General features: G+C 61.1%; 12 protein-coding genes. All 12 read left to right on the top strand.

Going from position 1 to position 13,225, the window contains the following annotated elements; all coding sequences use genetic code 11:
* The first annotated feature begins 71 nt into the window (after nucleotides 1–71).
* The 12 genes from nuoG (at nucleotide 72) to I8N66_RS13050 (ending at nucleotide 13,154) form a co-directional block, all read left to right on the top strand.
* Nucleotides 72–2,153 (top strand): NADH-quinone oxidoreductase subunit NuoG, encoded by a 2,082-nt coding sequence (gene nuoG, locus I8N66_RS12995; protein WP_291154230.1) that lies wholly within the window; start codon nucleotides 72–74, stop codon nucleotides 2,151–2,153.
* Nucleotides 2,154–2,173: 20 nt separating this feature from the next.
* The gene (gene nuoH / locus I8N66_RS13000; RefSeq protein WP_104665712.1) at nucleotides 2,174–3,217 is read left to right on the top strand and encodes an NADH-quinone oxidoreductase subunit NuoH; all 1,044 of its coding nucleotides are present in this window, start codon (nucleotides 2,174–2,176) and stop codon (nucleotides 3,215–3,217) included.
* A 64-nt stretch (nucleotides 3,218–3,281) separates the two neighbouring features.
* The gene (gene nuoI, locus I8N66_RS13005; RefSeq protein ID WP_025426590.1) at nucleotides 3,282–3,773 is read left to right on the top strand and encodes an NADH-quinone oxidoreductase subunit NuoI; all 492 of its coding nucleotides are present in this window, start codon (nucleotides 3,282–3,284) and stop codon (nucleotides 3,771–3,773) included.
* Nucleotides 3,774–3,911: 138 nt separating this feature from the next.
* Nucleotides 3,912–4,526 (top strand): NADH-quinone oxidoreductase subunit J, encoded by a 615-nt coding sequence (locus I8N66_RS13010; protein ID WP_113536951.1) that lies wholly within the window; start codon nucleotides 3,912–3,914, stop codon nucleotides 4,524–4,526.
* Between the two features lie 27 nt (nucleotides 4,527–4,553).
* Nucleotides 4,554–4,862: an NADH-quinone oxidoreductase subunit NuoK gene (gene nuoK, locus I8N66_RS13015; protein ID WP_034803568.1), complete on the top strand. Its 309-nt coding sequence runs from the start codon at nucleotides 4,554–4,556 to the stop codon at nucleotides 4,860–4,862.
* A gap of 7 nt (nucleotides 4,863–4,869) precedes the next feature.
* On the top strand, nucleotides 4,870–6,861 hold the full coding sequence (gene nuoL, locus I8N66_RS13020) for an NADH-quinone oxidoreductase subunit L (RefSeq protein ID WP_113536952.1): 1,992 nt from the start codon (nucleotides 4,870–4,872) through the stop codon (nucleotides 6,859–6,861).
* The gene (locus I8N66_RS13025) at nucleotides 6,861–8,372 is read left to right on the top strand and encodes an NADH-quinone oxidoreductase subunit M (protein ID WP_113536953.1); all 1,512 of its coding nucleotides are present in this window, start codon (nucleotides 6,861–6,863) and stop codon (nucleotides 8,370–8,372) included. The genes nuoL and I8N66_RS13025 overlap by 1 nt, the downstream gene beginning before the upstream one ends.
* Before the next feature lie 19 nt (nucleotides 8,373–8,391).
* Nucleotides 8,392–9,834, top strand: a complete 1,443-nt coding sequence (nuoN, locus tag I8N66_RS13030; RefSeq protein ID WP_113536954.1) for an NADH-quinone oxidoreductase subunit NuoN — start codon at nucleotides 8,392–8,394, stop codon at nucleotides 9,832–9,834.
* Nucleotides 9,831–10,598 (top strand): biotin--[acetyl-CoA-carboxylase] ligase, encoded by a 768-nt coding sequence (locus tag I8N66_RS13035; protein WP_291154240.1) that lies wholly within the window; start codon nucleotides 9,831–9,833, stop codon nucleotides 10,596–10,598. The genes nuoN and I8N66_RS13035 overlap by 4 nt, the downstream gene beginning before the upstream one ends.
* Before the next feature lie 26 nt (nucleotides 10,599–10,624).
* Nucleotides 10,625–12,292, top strand: coding sequence for a ribonuclease J (locus I8N66_RS13040; protein ID WP_291154241.1), 1,668 nt, complete (start codon nucleotides 10,625–10,627; stop codon nucleotides 12,290–12,292).
* Between the two features lie 60 nt (nucleotides 12,293–12,352).
* Nucleotides 12,353–12,757 (top strand): methylmalonyl-CoA epimerase, encoded by a 405-nt coding sequence (gene mce / locus I8N66_RS13045; RefSeq protein ID WP_113536957.1) that lies wholly within the window; start codon nucleotides 12,353–12,355, stop codon nucleotides 12,755–12,757.
* Nucleotides 12,758–12,884: 127 nt separating this feature from the next.
* Nucleotides 12,885–13,154: a DUF1467 family protein gene (locus I8N66_RS13050; RefSeq protein ID WP_057252306.1), complete on the top strand. Its 270-nt coding sequence runs from the start codon at nucleotides 12,885–12,887 to the stop codon at nucleotides 13,152–13,154.
* Nucleotides 13,155–13,225 lie beyond the last annotated feature (71 nt).

The raw sequence follows: 13,225 nt of genomic DNA on the forward strand, positions 1-13,225 counted from the left end.
AGCAGCAAGGCTGTGTTGGAATTGTCCGTCGCCTTTAGGCCGACGGACGGAAGACAGGATTGAGTACGAAGATGGCAAAGCTGAAAGTCGACGGAAAAGAGATCGAGGTACCGGATCATTTCACGCTGCTTCAGGCGTGCGAAGAGGCCGGGGCCGAAGTTCCGCGCTTCTGTTTCCACGAGCGGCTGTCGGTCGCCGGCAACTGCCGCATGTGTCTGATCGAGGTGAAGGGAGGGCCACCGAAGCCCGCCGCATCTTGCGCCATGGGCGTGCGCGATCTTCGTCCGGGCCCGAACGGCGAAGCGCCCGAAGTCTTCACGACCACACCGATGGTCAAGAAGGCGCGCGAAGGCGTGATGGAATTCCTGCTGATCAACCATCCGCTCGATTGCCCGATCTGTGACCAGGGCGGCGAATGCGACCTGCAGGACCAGGCGATGGCTTTCGGTATCGACAGCTCGCGCTACCAGGAAAACAAGCGCGCCGTCGAAGACAAGTATATCGGCCCGCTCGTCAAGACCGTGATGAACCGCTGCATCCACTGCACGCGCTGCGTTCGTTTCACGACCGAAGTCGCGGGCATTGCCGAGCTTGGCTTGATCGGCCGCGGCGAAGACGCCGAGATCACCACCTATCTCGAGCAGGCAATGACGTCGGAACTGCAGGGCAACGTCGTCGACCTCTGCCCGGTCGGCGCTCTGACCTCGAAGCCCTTCGCCTTCACCGCCCGTCCGTGGGAACTGAACAAGACCGAATCCATCGACGTGATGGATGCGCTCGGTTCGGCGATCCGCGTCGACACCCGCGGCCGCGAAGTCATGCGCATCATGCCGCGCGTCAACGAAGAGATTAACGAAGAGTGGATCTCCGACAAGAGCCGCTTCATCTGGGATGGCCTGAAGACGCAGCGCCTCGATCGTCCCTACGTCAAGAAGGACGGCCGCCTGCAGCCGGCGACCTGGGGCGAAGCCTTCCAGGCGGTCAAGGCTGCCGTTGGCCAGACCTCCGGCGACAAGATCGGCGCCATTGCCGGTGACCTCGCTTCGGTCGAAGAAATGTACGCGCTGAAGCAACTGATCTCGGCTCTTGGCTCCGAGAGCGTCGACTGCCGCCAGGATGGCGCCGCACTCGACCCGTCGCTCGGCCGCGCCAGCTACCTCTTCAACCCGACGATCGCTGGTATCGAAAGCGCTGATGCGCTGCTGATCATCGGCTCCAACCCGCGCTTCGAGGCTTCGGTTCTCAACGCCCGCATCCGCAAGCGTTACCGCATGGGCAATTTCCCAATCGCCGTGATCGGTGAGCCCGGCGAACTGCGCTACGAATACGAATATCTCGGCGCCGGTACCGAAACGCTCGCCGAGCTCGTCTCCGGCAAGGGCAAGTTTGCAGCGACCTTGAAGAAGGCCCAGCGCCCGATGATCCTCATCGGCCAGGGCGCGATCGCAGGGGAGGGCGGTGCTGCCGTTCTTTCTGCCGCCGCCAAGCTCGCAGGTGCTGTCGGTGCGGTCACCGCCGAGTGGAACGGTTTTGCCGTGCTTCACACGGCTGCTTCCCGCGTCGGTGGTCTCGACCTCGGCTTCGTTCCGGGCGCAAACGGCAAGACGGCGGCCGAAATGGTCACCGCATCCGACGTTCTCTTCCTGCTCGGCGCTGACGAGATCGACCTTGCTGATCGTAAGTCCGCCTTCACGGTCTATATCGGCTCGCACGGCGACAACGGCGCACATGCCGCCGACGTCATTCTGCCGGGCGCGACCTACACCGAAAAGTCCGGCACCTGGGTCAACACCGAAGGCCGCGTTCAGGTCGGCAACCGCGCCGGCTTCGCACCGGGCGACGCACGCGAGGACTGGGCGATCATTCGCGCACTCTCCGACGTGCTCGGCAAGAAGCTGCCCTTTGATTCGCTTGGCGAATTGCGCTCGAAGCTCTATGCGGACCACCCGCATTTCGCCGATATTGACGCGATCGCGACCGGCAACGGCGACGAAATTGCCGCACTCGGCCAAAAAGCCGGTGAGATGGGCAAATCCGTGTTTGCGTCTCCGGTCAAAGACTTCTATTTGACGAACCCGATAGCGCGCGCATCCGCCGTCATGGCCGAATGCTCGGCTTTGGCACGCAACAATTTCAAAGCTGCGGCGGAATGAGCGCGAGGGAATAGAGTATCATGGACGCTTTCGTTTCGACCTATGTCTGGCCCGCGATCATCATGGTCGCCCAGTCGCTGCTGCTCCTGGTCGCGCTGCTGCTTTTCATCGCCTACATCCTGCTCGCAGACCGTAAGATCTGGGCTGCCGTTCAGCTCCGCCGTGGTCCGAATGTGGTAGGCCCATGGGGGCTTTTCCAGTCCTTCGCTGACCTTTTGAAGTTCGTCTTCAAGGAACCGGTGATTCCCGCCGGTGCCAACAAGGCGATCTTTCTGCTCGCACCGCTCGTTTCCGTGACACTGGCGCTCGCCGCCTGGGCGGTGATCCCGCTCAACGCCGGTTGGGTGATCGCGAACATCAACGTCGGCATCCTCTTCGTGTTCGCCATATCTTCGCTTGAAGTTTATGGCATCATCATGGGCGGCTGGGCGTCGAACTCCAAATATCCCTTCCTCGGCGCGCTTCGCTCCGCAGCACAGATGGTCTCCTACGAAGTCTCGATCGGCTTCGTCATCGTCACCGTCCTTCTCTGCGTCGGCTCGCTGAACCTGACGGACATCGTCAACGCCCAGTCGACGGGCATCGGCACGAACCTCGGTCTGCCGGCGTCGTTCCTCGACTGGCATTGGCTGGCGCTGTTCCCGATGTTCATCGTGTTCTTCATTTCGGCGCTTGCCGAAACGAACCGTCCGCCCTTCGACCTTCCGGAAGCCGAATCCGAACTCGTCGCCGGCTTCATGGTCGAGTACGGCTCCACGCCTTACATGATGTTCATGCTCGGCGAATATGCTGCCATCTGCCTGATGTGCGCATTGACGACGATCCTGTTCCTTGGCGGCTGGTTGCCTCCGGTCGACGTCTGGTTCCTGAACTGGGTTCCCGGCATCATCTGGTTCGTTCTCAAGGCATCCTTCGTGTTCTTCATGTTCGCGATGGTGAAGGCTTTCGTTCCGCGATACCGCTACGACCAGCTGATGCGTCTCGGCTGGAAGGTCTTCCTGCCGATCTCTCTCGCAATGGTCGTGATCACTGCATTCGTTCTCAAGCTGACGGGAGCCGCATGACGATGGCTCACGTTTGGCAGCATACCGCCGGTCGCTCCCAGGCCGGCAACTCTGGAGGTAAATGATGGCCGGTCTTTCGCAAGCCGTCAGCTCGCTGTTCCTGAAGGAATTCGTCGGCGCGTTCTTTTTGTCGATGCGCTACTTCTTCAAGCCGAAGGCGACGTTGAACTACCCCTTCGAAAAGGGGCCGGTCAGCCCGCGCTTCCGTGGCGAGCATGCGCTTCGCCGCTATCCGAACGGTGAAGAGCGCTGCATCGCCTGCAAGCTGTGCGAGGCGATCTGTCCTGCACAGGCCATCACCATCGAAGCCGGCCCGCGCCGCAACGACGGCACCCGCCGTACGGTGCGCTACGATATCGACATGGTGAAGTGCATCTATTGCGGTTTCTGCCAGGAAGCCTGTCCGGTTGATGCCATCGTCGAGGGCCCGAACTTCGAGTTCGCCACCGAGACGCGCGAAGAGCTTTACTACGACAAGGACAAGCTCCTCGCCAACGGCGACCGTTGGGAACGGGAAATCGCACGCAACATCGCAATGGACTCGCCCTATCGCTGAGGACAAAGCGTAGCGCCGCCCCGGGGAGGGCGGTGCATGTGACATAGGTTTGGGCAACGGCCGGACGCGTGTCCGGCTTTGCCTGTGGAGTGGAGCCAGAAGTGCTTCACGCCGTGCAAGACGAAGAAGGCACCGATCATGGGTCTGCAGGTTCTTTTTTTCTATCTCTTTGCCTTCATCGCGGTGGCGTCGGCATTTATGGTCATTGCGGCCAGGAACCCGGTTTATTCGGTTCTGTTCCTGATCCTGACCTTCTTCAACTCGGCGGGCCTGTTCCTGCTGACCGGCGCCGAATTCCTCGCGATGATCCTGTTGGTCGTCTACGTCGGCGCGGTCGCGGTACTCTTCCTCTTCGTGGTCATGATGCTCGACATCGACTTCGCAGAACTGCGCGCGGGCGTGCTCGAATATGCGCCGATCGGTGCGCTGATCGGCCTTATCCTCGCAGCCGAACTCATCATCGTGGTTGGCGGCGCGACGTTCTCGCCTGAAATCGCCAAGTCGATTTCGATGCCGATCCCGGCGGTGGCGGACCGCACGAACACGGCCGCCCTCGGTGACGTGCTCTATACCCACTATGTCTACTTCTTCCAGATCGCCGGCCTCGTGCTGCTCGTCGCCATGATCGGCGCGATCGTGCTGACGCTGCGCCACCGCGAAAACATCAAGCGCCAGAACATCCCGCAGCAGGTTGCCCGCTCGCCCGAAACCGCCGTCGAGGTGGTCACGGTCAAGCCGGGCCAGGGCATCTAAGTCGGACGCGAGATCGAGGAACAAAAAATGGAAATCGGAATTTCCCACTATCTCACCGTCAGCGCCATCCTGTTCACGCTGGGCGTCTTCGGCATCTTCCTGAACCGGAAGAACGTCATCGTCATCCTGATGTCGGTCGAACTCATTCTTCTCGCGGTCAATATCAACATGGTCGCCTTCTCGGCGTTCCTGAATGATATCACGGGCCAGGTCTTCGCCCTGTTCATCCTGACCGTCGCGGCTGCGGAAGCGGCCATCGGACTTGCAATTCTCGTCGTCTTCTACCGCAACCGCGGCTCGATCGCTGTTGAAGACGTCAACATGATGAAGGGCTGATTGGGCTATGGATACCATCATCAAGGCTATCGTCTTCCTGCCTTTGATCGGCTTTCTGATCGCCGGCCTCTTCGGTACTTCGATCGGCGCCAAGGCATCGGAATATGTCACCAGCGGTCTGATGATCATCGCCGCTGCGCTCTCCTGGTACGTCTTCTTCGACGTTGCCTTGGGCCACCAGGAGATGATCAAGGTTTCGGTGCTGCGCTGGATCCAGTCCGGCAGCTTCGATGTCGAATGGGCATTCCGCGTCGACACGTTGACGTCGGTCATGTTCGTCGTCGTCAACACGGTGTCGACGCTCGTGCATGTCTATTCGATCGGCTACATGCACCACGACCCGCATCGTCCGCGCTTCTTTGCCTATCTGTCGCTGTTTACCTTCGCGATGCTCATGCTCATCACGTCGGACAACCTGGTGCAGATGTTCTTCGGCTGGGAAGGCGTGGGTCTGGCGTCCTACCTGCTCATCGGCTTCTGGTACAAGAAGCCGTCGGCGAACGCTGCTGCGATGAAGGCCTTCATCGTCAACCGCGTCGGCGACTTCGGTTTCTCGCTCGGCATCTTCCTCGTCTTCGTGCTGTTCGGCTCGGTCAACTTCGAGACGATCTTCGCTGCCGCCCAGACCTACCTGCCGGCCGAAGGCGCTGCAGCAGGGGAGGCGGTTGTCACCCTGTTCGGCATGCACCTCGACAAGGCTGACGCCATCACGGCTGCCTGCTTGCTGCTCTTCATGGGCGCGATGGGCAAGTCGGCGCAGTTCCTGCTGCACACCTGGCTTCCGGACGCGATGGAAGGACCGACCCCCGTTTCGGCCCTGATCCATGCCGCAACCATGGTCACCGCCGGCGTCTTCCTCGTCGCCCGCATGTCGCCGCTGTTTGAACTGTCGCCGGATGCACTGACCGTCGTGACGATCATCGGCGCGATCACCGCCTTCTTCGCCGCGACCGTCGGTCTCGTCCAGAACGATATCAAGCGCGTCATCGCCTATTCGACCTGCTCGCAGCTCGGCTACATGTTCGTGGCGCTCGGCGTCGGCGCCTATGGCGCGGCCATCTTCCACCTGTTCACGCACGCCTTCTTCAAGGCGCTCCTGTTCTTGGGTGCCGGCTCGGTCATCCACGCTGTCGATGGCGAACAGGACATGCGCTACATGGGCGGCCTCCGGCCGCACATCCGGGTGACCTACTGGATGATGTTCATCGGTACGATTGCACTGACCGGTGTTGGCATCCCCGGCGTTATCGGCACAGCGGGCTTCTACTCGAAGGATGCGATCATCGAGTCGACCTTCGCGTCGCATAGTGCCGTTTCCGGCTTCGCCTTCGCGCTGCTGGTCATTGCCGCTCTCTTCACCAGCTTCTACTCCTGGCGTCTAACCTTCCTGACTTTCCACGGCAAGCCGCGTGCATCGTCGGATGTCATGCATCACGTCCACGAGTCGCCGCAGGTAATGCTGGTTCCGCTCTATATCTTGGGCGTTGGTGCACTTGCCGCTGGCTATTTCTTCCACGACCACTTCTTCGGCGAAGGTTATGCCGAATTCTGGAAGGGCGCGCTGTTCACGTCGGCAGAGAACGAAATCCTCCATGAATACCACCACGTACCGCTGTGGGTGAAGTGGAGCCCGTTCTGCGCCATGGCGCTCGGCCTCTTCACTGCCTGGTACATGTATATCCGCCGGCCGGAACTGCCGAAGTATCTGGCGGAGCAGCATCGTGGCCTCTACCAGTTCCTGCTCAACAAGTGGTACTTCGACGAGCTCTATGACTTCCTGTTCGTACGTTCGGCCAAGTGGCTCGGCACCTTCCTATGGAAGGAAGGCGACGGTCGCGTCATCGATGGCTACGGCCCGAACGGCATTGCCGCACGCGTGATGAACGTCACTGACCGCGTTGTCCGCCTGCAGACTGGTTACCTCTATCACTACGCGTTCGCGATGCTGATCGGCATTGCCGCGCTTGTTACTTGGATGATGTTCAGGAGTTCCTTCTGATGACCGATTGGCCCGTACTTTCCGCGGTCACCTTCATGCCGCTCGTCGGCGTCCTGCTTCTCTTGCTCGTAAGGGAAGACAGCGCCTACGGACGCCGGAACATCCTGAACGTTTCGTTGCTGACGACGATCTTCACCTTCGCGGTGTCGGTTTACATCTGGTACCAGTTCGATGCCTCGAACCCCGGTTTCCAGATGATCGAAAAGCATGAGTGGCTCGGCACCGGCATTTCCTACCACCTGGGTGTCGACGGCATCTCGGTGCTGTTCGTCGTGCTCTCGGCCTTCCTCATGCCGTTCTGCGTGCTCGCAAGCTGGCTGTCGATCGAGAAGCGCCTGAAGGCCTACATGATCGCGTTCCTCGTCTTGGAAACGTTCATGATCGGCGTCTTCGTGTCGCTCGATATCGTGCTCTTCTACGTGTTCTTCGAGGCCGGCCTGATTCCGATGTTCATCATCATCGGTGTCTGGGGTGGCAAGGATCGCGTCTACGCCAGCTACAAGTTCTTCCTCTATACGCTGCTCGGCTCGGTGCTGATGCTGCTTGCGATCATGGCGATGTACTGGCAAGCCGGTACGACCGATATCCCGCAGCTGCTCGCCTATAGCTTCCCGCGTCAGATGCAGACGTGGCTGTGGCTTGCCTTCTTCGCCTCCTTCGCCGTGAAGATGCCGATGTGGCCGGTCCACACCTGGCTCCCGGACGCGCACGTTCAGGCGCCGACCGCGGGCTCGGTCATCCTGGCCGGCATCCTTCTGAAGCTCGGCGGTTACGGCTTCCTGCGCTTCTCGCTGCCGATGTTCCCGCTGGCATCCGATTACTTCGCGCCGTTCGTCTTCACGCTTTCGGTCGTCGCCATCATCTACACCTCGCTGGTCGCGATGATGCAGACCGACATCAAGAAGCTGATCGCCTACTCGTCGGTTGCTCACATGGGCTATGTGACGATGGGGATCTTTGCCGCCAACACCCAGGGCGTGCAGGGTGCGATCTTCCAGATGCTGTCGCACGGTATCGTCTCGGGCGCGCTCTTCCTCTGCGTCGGCGTCGTCTATGACCGTCTGCACACCCGCGAGATCGCGGCCTATGGCGGTCTGGTCAACAACATGCCGAAATACGCCGTCGCCTTCATGGTCTTCACCATGGCGAACGTCGGCCTTCCGGGCACCTCCGGCTTCGTCGGCGAAGTCCTGACCCTCGTCGGTGCGTTCCGCGCCAACACCTGGGTTGCGCTCTTCGCCACCTCGGGCGTCATCCTGTCGGCAGCCTATGCGCTCTGGCTCTACCGCCGGGTGATCTTCGGTGCACTGGAGAAGGAAAGCCTGAAGGCGCTGCTCGATCTGTCGTCACGCGAAAAGGCCATCCTTTATCCGCTGGTGATCCTGACGATCTTCTTCGGCGTCTATCCGGCACCGATCTTCGATGCGACCGCGGCTTCCGTGGATCTGCTCGTCAACAACTACTCCGCAGCCCTGCAGGCAGCGCAAAACGTTGCGCTTTCGGTGCAATGACCACAGGACGTGATTGGACATGACTGCTGAAACCCTCCTTGCAAGCCTGCAACTCTCGATCCCCGAGTTGATCCTCGCGGTCGGCGCGATGGCATTGCTGATGATCGGCGTGTTCGCCGGCGAAAAGTCGGCTTCGACCGTCACCGGCCTTGCGGTTGCGCTTCTGATCATCGCGGGCCTCTGGCTCGTGCTTAAGACCGGTGAAGGCTCTGCCTATGGCGGCGCCTTCCTCTCCGACCCCTTCGCCAAGTTCATGAAGGTGTTGGCATTGATCGGCTCGATCACCGCCCTGGTGATGACGGTCGGCCACGCGCGATCCGCCCAGATCGACCGTTTCGAGTTCCCGGTGCTTCTGGTGCTGGCAACGCTCGGCATGCTGTTGATGATCTCGGCCAACGACCTGATCTCGCTCTACCTGTCGCTGGAATTGCAGTCGCTGGCCCTTTACGTCGTCGCCGCCATCAACCGCGACAGCGTGCGGTCGACTGAAGCCGGCCTCAAGTACTTCGTGCTCGGCGCGCTTTCCTCGGGCATGCTGCTCTATGGCATGTCGCTGATCTACGGTTTCACGGGCCACACCGGCTTTACCCAGATCGCTGCTGCGCTGACGGCGGAAGGCCGCTCGCTCGGCCTGATCTTCGGTCTCGTCTTCGTGCTTGCCGGTCTCGCCTTCAAGATTTCGGCCGTGCCGTTCCACATGTGGACGCCTGACGTTTACGAAGGTGCGCCGACGCCGGTCACCGCCTTCTTCGCGGCGGCACCGAAGGTCGCGGCCATGGCGATCCTGGTGCGTATCGTCATCAATGCGTTCGAGCCCGTCGTTGCCGACTGGCAGCAGATCATCGTCTTCATCTCGATTGCATCGATGCTGCTCGGCTCCTTCGCAGCGATCGGCCAGCGCAACATCAAGCGCCTGATGGCCTATTCCTCGATCGGCCACATGGGTTACGCGCTGGTCGGCCTTGCTGCCGGCTCGATGGCAGGCGTTCGCGGCGTTCTACTCTACATGCTCATCTACATGGTCATGACGCTCGGCACCTTTGCCTGCATCCTCGCGATGCGGCGCAAGGAAGGCGAAAACGTCGAGAACGTCGACGATCTTGCTGGCCTGTCGCAGACGAACCCCTTCATGGCGTGCGTGTTGACCGTTCTTATGTTCTCGCTCGCCGGCATCCCGCCGATGGCTGGCTTCTTCGGGAAGTACTTCGTCTTCATGGCGGCGATCGAAGCCCAGCTCTACGCGCTCGCCATCATCGGTGTTCTCGCATCCGTCGTTGGCGCCTACTACTATCTGCGCGTCATCAAGGTGATGTGGTTCGATGAAGCCAAGGGCGAGTTTGCCCGTACGGCCGGTGAACTGAAGCTGGTCTTCGGTCTCTCGGGTCTGTTCGTCCTCGGATACGTCCTGATCGGCGGCCCGCTTGGAAGCGCTGCCGAGGTTGCGGCGCGGACGTTCTTTTGATCGGCCTTGAAAGCGGCGGCCGGATATCGCCAGACGATTTCCGGCACGTCGCTCTCGATGCGGTCGGCTCGACAAACAGCGAATGCCTGGCGCGCGGGCGCCAGGGTGACCCAGGCAATCTCTGGGTCACGGCCGCCACGCAGACAGGCGGTCGCGGCCGCCGGGGCCGTGCCTGGGTCTCGGAACCCGGCAATCTCTATGCATCGCTTCTCCTGATCGATCCGGCGCCGATCGAGCATCTGCATTCCTTGCCGCTCGCCGTTGCCGTCGCCGTGCACCGGGCAATCCGCCAGGTAATGCCGTCGGGTGCGGCTCCGGTGGAGATCAAGTGGCCAAACGACATCTTGATCGATGGCAAGAAGACCTGCGGCATTCTGCTCGAAGGTGAGGCGCTGGCCGATGGACGGCAGGCTTTGGTCATTGGCTGTGGCATCAACATCGCCGTCCAGCCGCACGAGGCCCTCTATCCCGTCACCTCGTTGAGAAGGGAGGGCGCCTCGGTTTCGCCGGACGAACTTTTCGCGCGGCTGTTCATCACAATGGCGGAGACGTTGTCATTGTGGGAGCGCGGCGCAGGCATTGCAAAGACCATCGAGCAATGGCGGGCGGCGGCCCGCGGCATCGGTGAAACGATTACAGTGAACCTGCCGGACCGGTCGCTTTCGGGCCGCTTTGCCGGTATTGATGAGACCGGGCGGTTGATGCTCGATACCGGGTCAGGCACGATGCAGGCGATTGCCGCCGGCGACGTATTTTTCGGATAATTCTTAGAACAAGGGCGCATTACAATATGGCGCAGGACGAAGAACTGGTGTTCTTGCCGCTTGGCGGCGTCGGTGAAATCGGCATGAACCTCGGCCTTTACGGCTACGGAAAACCCGGTAACCGCCAGTGGATCATGGTCGATTGCGGCGTGACGTTTCCGGGACCGGATCTTCCGGGGGTGGATCTGGTGCTGGCCGATATCAGCTTCCTGGCGGAGGAGCGGCGCAATCTAAAGGGCATCATCATCACCCATGCCCATGAGGATCACTATGGCGGTCTGAACGATCTCTGGCCGGGTCTCAACGTTCCGGTCTATGCTTCGCCGTTCACAGCGGGCATGCTGGAGGCCAAGCGCGATTTCGAAAAGAGCCGCGGCGAGATCCCGGTGACGATCTTCAAGCAGGGCGACCGCATCAATGTCGGGCCCTTTGAGATCGAGGCGGTCGGTGTCAACCATTCGATCCCCGAGCCGATGTCGCTGATCATCCGCACGCCGGTCGGCACCGTCGTCCACACCGGCGACTGGAAGATCGACCTTCATCCGTCGCTCGGTCCGTTGACGGACGAAACGCGCTTCCGCCAGATCGGTGACGAAGGCGTTTTGGCGCTTGTCTGCGATTCCACCAATGCGATGCGCGACGGCGTTTCGCCGTCGGAACAGGAAGTGTCGGAAAGCCTGGCGAAGATCATCGGCAATGCGGAAGGCCGGGTTGCGATCACGACCTTCTCATCAAATGTCGGGCGCATCCGCTCGATCGCTGAGGCCGCTGAGGAGGCGGGGCGCGACGTCCTGCTGCTTGGCAGTTCGATGCGACGCGTCGTCGCCGTCGCTCGGGACCTCGGGCTGATGGAAGGCATCAAGCCGTTCCTGGCTGAAGACGAGTTCGGCTACGTGCCGCGCGACAAGGTTGTCGTCATCCTGACCGGCAGTCAGGGCGAGCCGCGGGCCGCCCTTGCCAAGATCGCACGCGACGAGATGCGCAACGTCGCATTCTCCGCCGGCGATACGGTCGTCTTCTCCTCACGCACGATCCCGGGCAACGAGAAGGCGATCAACGACATCAAGAATGGCCTGGTTGAGCAGGGCATCCACATTGTCACCGACAGTGAAGCACTGGTGCATGTGTCCGGTCACCCCCGCCGCACCGAACTGCAGCAGATGTATCAGTGGCTGCGCCCGCAGATCCTCGTTCCGGTTCACGGCGAAGCCGCCCATCTGACGGCCCATGCCGAGCTCGGCCAGCAATCGGGCATCGCCAGCGTCCCGCGCATGCGCAACGGTGAAATGTTGCGCCTCGCACCGGGCCCGGCCGAGGTCATTGACGAAGCGCCGCACGGCCGCATCTACAAGGACGGCAACCTCATCGGCGATTTCGAGGAGATGGGCATCGGCGAGCGCCGCAAGCTCTCTTTCGCAGGGCACGTCGCCGTCAACGTCGTTCTCGACAGCCGTTACGATTTCCTCGGCGACCCGGATATCGTGGCGATCGGTCTGCCGGAGTTCGACGACGAGGGCGAGGACATGGAGGATACGCTCTATGACGCGATCCTCGGTGCGGTGGAAAGCATTCCGCGGGCAAAGCGCAAGGATCTCGCCATGCTGCAGGAAGCGGTCCGTCGTGCTGTTCGCAGCACAGCCAACCAGACCTGGGGCAAGAAGCCGATCGTAACGGTGTTCGTCACCAAAGTCTGATTGGCGATCGTCTCGTGGCGATGTATGCGGGACCGGTTGAGGAATAGCGGGAGGATCGCAATGCTCGGAAGAGTGAACCATATCGCCATCGCCGTGCCGGATCTTGCTTCCGCCACCGAAAGCTATCGCTCGACGCTGGGGGCGTCCGTGACCGAGCCGCAAGCGTTGCCGGAACACGGTGTAACAGTCGTGTTCGTCACGCTGGCCAACACCAAGGTTGAGCTATTGGAGCCGCTCGGCGAGAACTCGCCGATCGCCGCCTTCCTGGCGAAGAACCCTTCGGGCGGCATGCACCACATCTGCTACGAAGTGGAAAACATCCTCGTCGCCCGCAACGCGCTGCGGGCGGCCGGAGCTCGCGTTCTTGGAGACGGCGAGCCGAAGATCGGTGCGCATGGCAAGCCGGTGCTTTTCCTGCACCCCAAGGATTTCCAGGGTACGCTGATCGAACTCGAAGAGGTGTGACAGTTGACCGCGCGATCGCTGTTTGTCTGATCGGGCAGGCGGCGTTATAAGGCGGACAGAATGTCGCGGAAGTCGCGACGAAATGGCCTTCGGTCGTTGCGTCGATTGCCTTTGCCGGGAGCCGGATATGCCACTGTTTTCAACTTTTGCCATTTACTTCATCATCTGGTGGATCACGCTGTTTGCCGTCCTCCCGCTGGGAGTACGCACGCAGGCTGAGGAGAATAGCGTCGTCCCGGGAAGCGTTGAAAGCGCGCCAGCCAAGTTCAATGCCAAACGGGTCGTGCTTCTGACCACGGCCATCGCAGCTGTCATTCAGCTCGCCTGGTACATCGTCTCCGTCAAGCTGGGCTACGGCATCGACTCCATCCCGCGGTTTTACCCGAAGTTCTACTGAGAATTTCACCGGAGCGGACAGGCTGACCGGGCCGCAAAGCGGGCTGCAGAAATCTGAGGATATCGAGGCGG

Origin of the sequence: Ensifer sp. SSB1 (assembly GCF_016652895.1) — a bacterium.
Lineage (GTDB): Bacteria > Pseudomonadota > Alphaproteobacteria > Rhizobiales > Rhizobiaceae > Ensifer.

Coding starts and splice junctions, on each gene's coding strand:
- nuoG (WP_291154230.1), top strand. CDS start 72: ATGGCAAAGCTGAAAGTCGACGGAAAAGAGATCGAGGTACCGGATCAT.
- nuoH (WP_104665712.1), top strand. CDS start 2,174: ATGGACGCTTTCGTTTCGACCTATGTCTGGCCCGCGATCATCATGGTC.
- nuoI (WP_025426590.1), top strand. CDS start 3,282: ATGGCCGGTCTTTCGCAAGCCGTCAGCTCGCTGTTCCTGAAGGAATTC.
- I8N66_RS13010 (WP_113536951.1), top strand. CDS start 3,912: ATGGGTCTGCAGGTTCTTTTTTTCTATCTCTTTGCCTTCATCGCGGTG.
- nuoK (WP_034803568.1), top strand. CDS start 4,554: ATGGAAATCGGAATTTCCCACTATCTCACCGTCAGCGCCATCCTGTTC.
- nuoL (WP_113536952.1), top strand. CDS start 4,870: ATGGATACCATCATCAAGGCTATCGTCTTCCTGCCTTTGATCGGCTTT.
- I8N66_RS13025 (WP_113536953.1), top strand. CDS start 6,861: ATGACCGATTGGCCCGTACTTTCCGCGGTCACCTTCATGCCGCTCGTC.
- nuoN (WP_113536954.1), top strand. CDS start 8,392: ATGACTGCTGAAACCCTCCTTGCAAGCCTGCAACTCTCGATCCCCGAG.
- I8N66_RS13040 (WP_291154241.1), top strand. CDS start 10,625: ATGGCGCAGGACGAAGAACTGGTGTTCTTGCCGCTTGGCGGCGTCGGT.
- mce (WP_113536957.1), top strand. CDS start 12,353: ATGCTCGGAAGAGTGAACCATATCGCCATCGCCGTGCCGGATCTTGCT.
- I8N66_RS13050 (WP_057252306.1), top strand. CDS start 12,885: ATGCCACTGTTTTCAACTTTTGCCATTTACTTCATCATCTGGTGGATC.